Source organism: Duganella sp. BJB1802, assembly GCF_013369445.1.
GTDB lineage: Bacteria > Pseudomonadota > Gammaproteobacteria > Burkholderiales > Burkholderiaceae_D > Rugamonas > Rugamonas vulcania_A.
Map to the genome: position 1 here is coordinate 42,273 of NZ_JABWEF010000030.1, position 8,468 is coordinate 50,740.

The 8,468-nt window shown below is 69.6% G+C and carries 7 protein-coding genes; 5 read left to right on the forward strand and 2 right to left on the reverse strand.

Going from position 1 to position 8,468, the window contains the following annotated elements:
* The first annotated feature begins 6 nt into the window (after positions 1-6).
* Positions 7-453 carry an FKBP-type peptidyl-prolyl cis-trans isomerase gene (locus HUX88_RS30580; protein WP_117013837.1) on the forward strand — a complete coding sequence of 149 codons (447 nt, stop codon included), beginning with the start codon at positions 7-9 and terminating at the stop codon, positions 451-453.
* 51 nt (positions 454-504) lie between these two features.
* Here the strand turns inward: HUX88_RS30580 and HUX88_RS30585 are convergent, their stop codons facing one another.
* Entirely contained in the window at positions 505-1,182 is a 678-nt protein-coding gene (locus HUX88_RS30585; RefSeq protein ID WP_176364204.1) for a hypothetical protein, read from the reverse strand.
* A gap of 100 nt (positions 1,183-1,282) precedes the next feature.
* Positions 1,283-2,173, reverse strand: a complete 891-nt coding sequence (locus HUX88_RS30590; RefSeq protein WP_117013725.1) for a LysR substrate-binding domain-containing protein — start codon at positions 2,171-2,173, stop codon at positions 1,283-1,285.
* A gap of 101 nt (positions 2,174-2,274) precedes the next feature.
* Between HUX88_RS30590 and HUX88_RS30595 the strand changes: the two genes are divergently transcribed.
* The 4 genes from HUX88_RS30595 to HUX88_RS30610 all read left to right on the forward strand — a co-directional run.
* Positions 2,275-2,916, forward strand: a complete 642-nt coding sequence (locus HUX88_RS30595; protein ID WP_117013726.1) for a hydrolase — start codon at positions 2,275-2,277, stop codon at positions 2,914-2,916.
* 125 nt (positions 2,917-3,041) lie between these two features.
* Positions 3,042-6,311: an EAL domain-containing protein gene (locus HUX88_RS30600; protein ID WP_229219620.1), complete on the forward strand. Its 3,270-nt coding sequence runs from the start codon at positions 3,042-3,044 to the stop codon at positions 6,309-6,311.
* Positions 6,312-6,380: 69 nt separating this feature from the next.
* A complete protein-coding gene (locus tag HUX88_RS30605; RefSeq protein WP_176364206.1) occupies positions 6,381-7,601 on the forward strand; it encodes an ATP-binding protein in 1,221 nt (406 codons plus the stop codon).
* Between the two features lie 69 nt (positions 7,602-7,670).
* A partial coding sequence (locus HUX88_RS30610) for an ABC transporter substrate-binding protein (protein ID WP_176364207.1) occupies positions 7,671-8,468 on the forward strand: 798 nt, incomplete at its 3' end.

Consider the following 8,468-nt stretch of genomic DNA (forward strand, 5'->3'; position numbering starts at 1 on the left):
AACATGATGAAACAATTGCTCTCCTCCTGCGTTATCGGCGTCACCCTGACCCTGGCCGTGGCCGGTTGCGACCGCGCCAAGCCGCCCGTTCCCGCCACCGCCGCCGCCAACGCCACGCCGCTGCAAAAGATCGACACCGTGGCCGGCACCGGCAAGGAAGCGGTGGCCGGCGTGACCGCCGTGGTCAACTACACCGGCTGGCTGTACGAGCCGAATTCGCCCTTGCAGCACGGCGCGCAGTTCGATTCCTCGATCGGCCGCGAGGCCTTCAGCTTCCCGCTGGGCGGCGGCCGCGTCATCCCGGGCTGGGACGAGGGCGTGCAGGGCATGAAGGTCGGCGGCAAGCGCACGCTGATCGTGCCGGCCAGCATGGGCTACGGCGAAAACGGCGCGGGCCCGATCCCGCCCAACGCCACGCTGATCTTCGACGTCGAGCTGCTGGACGTGCGCTGAAGCGTCGCGGGCATCGCGTCCCGGTCCTGGCGCGGGACGTGGAACGTGCGCTCACCCCACGCCGGGGCCGGTCGGGAAGGCACCCTTGATGTCGTCGAGCTTGTCGTCGATGGAGTAGGGCAGGGCCTTGGCCAGCAGGTCGAGGATGATCAGGCCGTTGATGGCGCCGTCCTCGTCCACCGCCTGCCGCAGGCGCCCGGCCATGGCGGCGTTGACGCTTTGCAGCGCCTGGTAGCTGGCCTTCAATCCGTGCAGCTCCCAGTCCGGCGCGCCGCCCTGGCGCGACAGGAAGTATTGCGCCAGCAGATAGGTCGAGGCCGCGCGGTAGATGGTCTCCTCCTCGGTGGCGAAGGGCAGGTGGAAATGCGCCATGGGCCGCAGAAAGGCCGTGTGCGGGCAGGCGCTGCTGGCGGCCAGCAGTCCCATCAACGCGCCCACGCCGCGCTGCACGGTGGTGAGCTTGCTGACGCTGCGCTCGGGCGTGTCGACCCGCACCTCGACCTGGTCGTAGGAGCGCAGCTTGCCCATGATGGCGACCAGCGGCACGAAGCGCACGGCCATCGGGCAGTGCGGCGAGCTGGCGGGCCGCAGCGGACAGTTGGGGCACTGCTGGCGTTCCAGCGCGGTCCAGTCCGGCAGGTCGGCCGGCGTCTCCGTGGCGTCGGCCGTCACCGCGCAACTGGCGCTGTGGCCGTCGGCGAAGCGGAAGTGATAGTGGACGTTTTGCATGGACCCGGTTCCTCGGCCGATTGTTCGCTGTCCGGCGTGGGCGCCGGCCGGCCCAGTTTAGTCCCATTGCAATACGGTGGCAATCACGCAGGCGCTCCGCTCATTCCTTCCTGATGTGCTCTGCGAGGAAGTCGATCAGCAGCCGGACGCCGGGCAGCAGGCCCCGGCGCGACGGGAACACCGCGTGGATGATGCCGCCCTTGGGCGCCCAGCCCGGCAGCACGTCGACCAGCGCACCTCGTTGCAGATCGTCCTCCACCACCATGTGCGGCAACTGCACGATGCCGGTGCCGCCCAGCGCGGCCTGGCGCAGCGCCGTCATGTCGTCGGTGATGTAGCGCGGCTGGTGCCGCACCTGCGCTTCCGCGTCCTCCGGGCCGAGCATCTGCCACGCGTGGTCGCGCACCGGGCCCCAGTCCAGGCTGGGCAGGCCGGACAGCTCGGACGGCCGCAGCGGCGCGGCGTGGCGCGCCAGCAGCGCGGGGCTGGCCACCAGCCGCTGCGGGCTGGCCGACAGCACCCGCATCACCAGATCGGTGTTCTCCAGCGGCGGAAAGCGCACCCGCAGGGCCAGGTCGAAGCCCTCGCCGAGCACGTCGACGCGGCGGTTGGTGGCGTCCAGGTGCACCTGCACCCTGGGATACGCGGCCATGAAGCGCGCCACCAGCTCGCCGACGCGGTAGTCCAGCAGCGCGGTGGGGCAGCTCATGCGGATCACGCCCTGCGGCTCGGCGTGCTCGCGCTGCATCACCTCGCGCGCTGCGTCGGCCTGCACCAGCACGCCGACGCAGCGCTCGTAGAACTGCTGGCCCAGCGCGGTGACCGAGAAGTGGCGCGTGGTCCGCTGCAGCAGGCGCACGTCGTGCGCCGCCTCCAGCGCGGCGATCCGGCGGCTGAGCTTGGACTTGGGCATGTTCAGCGCGCGCCCGGCCTGCGTGAAGCCGCCGTGCTCGACCACCTTCACGAAATAGAAAATATCGTTTAAATCCATCGTTGTTTCAAATAAGGAACACTGACGGCATTTTATGTCACTTTCGCCAACGCTACGGCGGCCCTATCATCGTTGCCTTTCCAACCATTCAAGGACTCATCATGACCAGCGAAACCATCCGCAATCCCGCCGGCGACCATCTGCTCACGCCCCAGAACAGCGCGCTGATCGTCATCGACTATCAGCCGGTGCAGGTGAACTCGATCGCCTCGATGGACCGCCAACTGCTGATCAACAATATCGTCGGCGTGTCCAAGGCCGCCGTGGTGTACGGCCTGCCCATCGTCCACTCGACCGTCAACGTCAAGACCGGCCTGAACCAGCCGCCCATCCCGCAGCTGCGCCAGGTGCTGGACGGCCACGCGACCGTCGACCGCACCACCATCAACTCGTGGGAGGACGTCGAGTTCCGCCAGGCGGTGGAGGCGACCGGCCGCAGGAAGCTGATCATGACCGCGCTGTGGACCGAGGCCTGCCTGACCTTCCCGGCGCTCGACGCGCTGGCGGCCGGCTACGAGGTTTATGTGGTGGCCGACGCGGTCGGCGGCACCTCGGCGGCCGCGCACGAGATGGCGCTGCGCCGCATCGAGCAGGCCGGCGGCAGGATGATCAGCACGGTGCAGCTGTTCTGCGAGCTGCAGCGCGACTGGCAGCGCAGCGCCACTGTGCCAGCCTTCATCGACCTGTTCGTGTCGACCGGCGGCACGGCCGGCATCCAGTTCGCGTACGACCGCGCGCAGTAAGCGGCGCGCCACAGGCGGGCGTTACGGAACACTGCGCGTTGTTTGCTTCTGTTAAGATGAAAGCACAGTGTTCCCAACGCGCCGCGGCGCCACTCTGTCCTATGCAAATCGATCCAAGTCCAGCCTTGATAGCGGATCAGCCGGTGCCCGTGGCCAGCGGCGAGCGGGCGGACGTCGACGGCGGCGATCCGCAGACGCCGTACGATCACTGCCCGTACTTCGTCTTCACGGTCGGCATGGACGGCCGGGTGTCGGCGCTGAACCTGTATGGACGCCAGCGCCTGGGCGCGTATCGCCTGGGCGAGCCGGTGGCGCGGCTGTACACCGACTGGGCCGCGCAGCTGCTGCAGGACGCGGCGCTGGTGGCCGCCCGCCAGACCGGCTACTGGCACGGCGAACTGGAACTGCTGGGCGCCGACGGCGCCTTCCATCCGGTGACGCAATCGATCGAGTTGCAACCCGCAAGCGAGCAGCGGCCGGCGCGCTACCTGTGCCTGGCCTACGACCTCAACGACTACGACGTTTACGAATCGCTGCTGCGCTTCAAGCGCCTGTTCGAGCACCATCCGCAGCCGATGTGGATCTACGACCTGCAGACGCTGCGCTTCCTGATGGTCAACGCCGCCGCCGTGGCGCACTACGGCTACAGCGAGGCCGAGTTCCTGCAGATGACCATCAAGGACATCCGCCCGTCCGAGCAGCTGGCCGCGCTGGAGCGCAACCTGGCCGCCGCGCCGCGCCGGGGCGCCGAGCTGGCCGGCGTGTGGACCCACGTCAAGCGCGACGGCGCGCGCATCGACGTGCAGATCTCGTCGCACTCGCTGACCGTGGCCGGCCGGGCGGCGCGCTTCGTGATGTCGCACGACGTCACCGAGCAGCTGCGCATGGAGGCCGAGCTGTACGCCTCGCGCGAGCTCAAGCAGCTGGTGATCGACCACATCCCACATCAAATCTTCTGGAAGGACCTGGACGGCAAGTACTGCGGCTGCAACACCGTGTTCGCCGCCGCGGCCGGGCTGGCGACGGTGGACGAGGTGGCCGGCAAGACCGACGACGACTTCCCCTGGCGCCACAACGCGGTCCGCATCCGCGCCGACGACCGCGACATCGTCGCCACCGGCCGGGCCCGCCTCGACGCGGAGGAACAGATGCCGCGCGAGGACGGCCGCGTGCACTGGTACCTGATCAACAAGCTGCCGTTCCACGACCAGCGCGGCGGCATCATCGGCGTGGTGGGCACGATCGAGGACATCACCGCCCGCAAGGAGGCCGAGCAGGCCCTGCGCCTGCGCGGGCGCGCGCTCGAGGCCAGCGACAACGCGGTGGTGATCACCGCGCACGGCCCCGGCGGCGAGCTGATCGAGTACACCAACCCGGCCTTCACCCGCCTGTTCGGCTACACCGAGGCCGAGGCGGCGGGGCGCCAGCTCGACATGCTGCTCGAGCAGCACGACGGCGACCGCGCCGCGCTGCACGAGGCGCTCGGCGGCGTGCACGAGCTGACCATCACGCTGCGCATCGCCCACCGCGACGGCTACCTGATGTGGGCCCGCCTGCACGTGGCGCCGGTGCCGGCCGCCGACGGCCTGCCCAGCCACCACGTGTGCGTGCTGACCGACATGACCGAGTCGATCACCTACCAGCAGCAGCTGGAGCACCAGGCCAACCACGACCCGCTGACCGGCCTGCCGAACCGCGCGCTGTTCGGCGACCGCATGGCCCAGGCCATCGGCTACGCCGAGCGCTACGGCCATCCGCTGTGGGTGGTGTTCATCGACCTGGACAACTTCAAGCTGGTCAACGACAGCCTGGGCCACCTGGCCGGCGACGAGCTGCTGTGCGCGGTCGGCGCGCGGCTGCGCGCCTGCGTGGGCGACAGCGACACCGTGGCCCGGCTCGGCGGCGACGAGTTCCTGCTGCTGCTGTCGGACACCCCGGAGTCGCCGGCCGCCGCCGTGCTGCAGCGGGTGCAGGACAGCGTGGCCGCGCCGCTGACCGTGGCCGGCCAGGCGCTGACCGTCACCTGCAGCATGGGCGTGAGCGTGTTCCCGACCGACGGCGGCGAGCCGCAGCAGCTGCTCAAGCACGCCGACATCGCCATGTACCGCGCCAAGGAAAGCGGGCGCAACCAGCTGCAGTTCTACGAGGCGGCCATGCACAGCCGCATCGCCGAGCGCACCATGATCGAGGCCGAGCTGCGCCACGCGCTGGCGCGCGACCAGCTGCGCCTGCACTACCAGCCCAAGGTCGACCTGCGCACCGGCGCCGTGGTCGGCATGGAGGCGCTGCTGCGCTGGCAGCATCCGACGCTGGGCATGGTGTCGCCGGCGCGCTTCGTCGGCGTGGCCGAGGAGACCGGGCTCATCGTCGAGATCGGCCGCTGGGTCACGCGCACCGCCTGCTTCCAGAACATGGCGTGGCAGCAGGCCGGGCTGACGCCGCTGCGGGTGGCGGTCAACGTCTCGGCGCGCCAGTTCCGCGACCCCAACCTGAGCCGCGAGGTGCAGGCCGCGCTGTCCGACAGCGGCCTCGACCCGCGCTACCTGGAGCTGGAACTGACCGAGAGCCTGGTGATGCACAACGTCGACGGCGCGGTGGCGGTGGTCACGGAGCTCAAGCGGATGGGCATCGCGCTGTCGATCGACGACTTCGGCACCGGCTATTCCAGCCTGGCCTACCTCAAGCTGTTCCCGGTCGACTATTTAAAAATCGACCAGTCCTTCGTGCGCGAGATGCTCACCGAGCCCAAGGTGGCGGCCATCGTGCGCTCGGTGATCGCGCTGGGCCAGAGCCTGGGCTTCAAGGTCATCGCCGAGGGCGTGGAGACCGAGGCCCAGCTGGCCTACCTGCGGCGCCACCAGTGCGACGACATGCAGGGCTACCTGTTCAGCAAGCCGCTGCCGGCGGACGACTTCGCCGAGCTGCTGCGCTCGGAGCGCGGCCTGCCGCCGGCGCCCGGCGAGGCGTCCGCCGACCAGCGGACCCTGCTGCTGCTGGACGACGAGCCCAGCATCCGCAACGCGCTGACCCGCCTGCTGCGCCCGGACGGCTACCGCATCCTGCGCGCCAACACCGCCGAGGAGGGCTTCGACCTGCTGGCCAGCCACGCGGTGCAGGTGGTGGTCAGCGACCAGCGCATGCCCGGCATGAACGGCACCGAGTTCCTCAGCCGCGTCAAGGACATGTACCCGGAGACCATCCGCATCATCCTGTCCGGCTACACCGAGCTGGAGGCCGTGCTGAGCGCCATCAACCGCGGCGAGATCTACCGCTTCTACACCAAGCCGTGGGACGACGTGGTGTTGCGGGAGAATATTCGGGATGCCTTCCGGTATCAGAAAATGATGTTCGGCAAAACGGCGCCGCGTGCGCCGGAAGGCGCGCCGGACGGATAGTATTGGTGAGTTTTCCGTCCGGTAAACTAGGCATAATTGTTGGAGCCAACAATGGTATCAGGAGGCGGTATGTCCGAGCTAGTCCCTCGTTCGCGGATCGTGGTCGTGGACGATCAGGCTGCCCATCTGAAAGCCTTGTGCGACATCCTGGGCCAGCACCAGCTGGACGCGGTCGGCTTTCCCACCGGCGAGACGGCGCTGGCCCACCTGCGCGGCCACGCCTGCGACCTGCTGCTGACCGACATGAACATGCCCGGCATGGACGGGCTGGCGCTGATCGAGGCGGCCAAGGCGCTCGATCCGGCCATCGCCTGCATCATCATGACCGGCGCCGGCACGGTCGACACCGCCGTCAAGGCGATGAAGATCGGCGCCTTCGACTACATCATCAAGCCGTTCAAGGCCGCCACCTTGCTGCCGGTGCTGACGCGGGCGCTGGAGTCGCGCCGGCTGCGCCTGCACAACCTGCAGCTGGAGGCGGCGCTGCGCGAGCGGGTCGACGAGCTGGGCCGGCTCAACCAGGTGCTGGACGCGGCGCGCCGCGAGGCCGAGCGCACCAACGAGGAAAAGTCGGCCTTCCTGTCGAACATGAGCCACGAGCTGCGCACGCCGCTCAACAGCATCCTCGGCTTCGCCCAGATCCTCGCCAGCGACCGCTTCCCCAAGGGCGAGGGCGAGCGCCAGCGCTTCTCGCAGAACATCGTCTCGTCCGGCAAGCACCTGCTGTCGCTGGTCAACGAGATCCTCGACCTGTCCAAGATCGAGGCCGGCAAGGTGTCGCTGGTGCTGGGGCCGGTGATGCTGGAGGAGGTGCTGCGCGAGGTGGTGGCCATCGTCGCGCCGCTGGCCGAGCGGCGCATGGTGGCGCTGATGACGCCGGCCGATTGCCGGCTCGAGCTGTGCGCCGACCGCATGCGGCTCAAGCAGGTGCTGGTCAACCTGTTTTCCAACGCGATCAAGTACAACCATGTGCACGGCAGCGTCACGGTGCACTGCGCCGTCGGGCCCGGCTACGGCAGCATCGCCGTCAGCGACAGCGGCGTCGGCCTGGACGCGGCGCAGCTGGAGACCATCTTCCTGCCGTTCGGCCGCGCCGGGCGCGACGAGGAGGGCGAGGAGGGCACCGGCCTGGGCCTGACCATCACCAGGCGCCTGGTCGAGGCCATGCGCGGGCGCATCAGCGTCGAGAGCAAGCCGGGCGAGGGCAGCACCTTCCGCATCGAGCTGCCGCTGCACAGCGCCGCCGCGGCGCCGGCCGGCGTGCGCGGCGCCACCCAGCACGTCGGCTGAACCCATGCCGGGAGACCGCCTGCACCCCCACCTGAACCTGAAGCCGATCCGCGCGATCCGGGAGCAACCATGAAGCGCTATACCCTGCGAGCCATGTGGCCGGCCGCCGCCGCGCTGGCGGTGGCGCTGGCCGGCGCGGCGCTGTGGCTGGCGTTGCGCGCGCCGCCGGCGCCGCCAGCCGCGCCCGAGGCCATCGTCATCGCCACCAACACCGAGTACGTGGGCGCCTGTCCGGTGATGGCGGCCCAGGCCAAGGGCTATTTCGCCGGCCAGCGGCTGGCGGTGCGGCTGCAGCCCTACACCAGCGGCCGCGAGGCGCTGCTGGCGGTGACCTCGCACCGGGCCGACATGGCCACCGTGGCCGACATCCCCATCATGTTCTTCGCCATGGAGGGCACGCCGATCCAGGTGGTCAGCACCATCTTCCGCACCGGCCGCGACCACGGTCTGGTGGCGCGGCGCGACCGCGGCATCGCCAGGCCGGCCGACCTCAAGGGCAAGCGCATCGGCGTCACGCTCAGCACCTCGGGCCACTTCACGCTGGAGGTGTTCCTCAACCGCCAGCGGCTCGACACCCGCGACGTGCAGCTGGTGAACTACCCGCCCGACGCCCTGCAGCAGGCCGTCACCGACGGCAAGGTGGACGCGGTCGCCGGCTGGGACCCGTTCCTGGGCGCGGCCGCCGAAAGCCTGGGCGGCAACGGCATCCGCTTCGGCGGGGCCGACATCTACGAGAGCATCTACAACATGGTGGCGCTGGCGCCGTACATCCACCAGCGTCCCGGCACCATGGTGCGGCTGCTGCGGGCGCTGGAGCAGGGCGAGCGTTTCTGCCGCGACCAGCCGGGTGCCGCGCTGGCCTTCTTT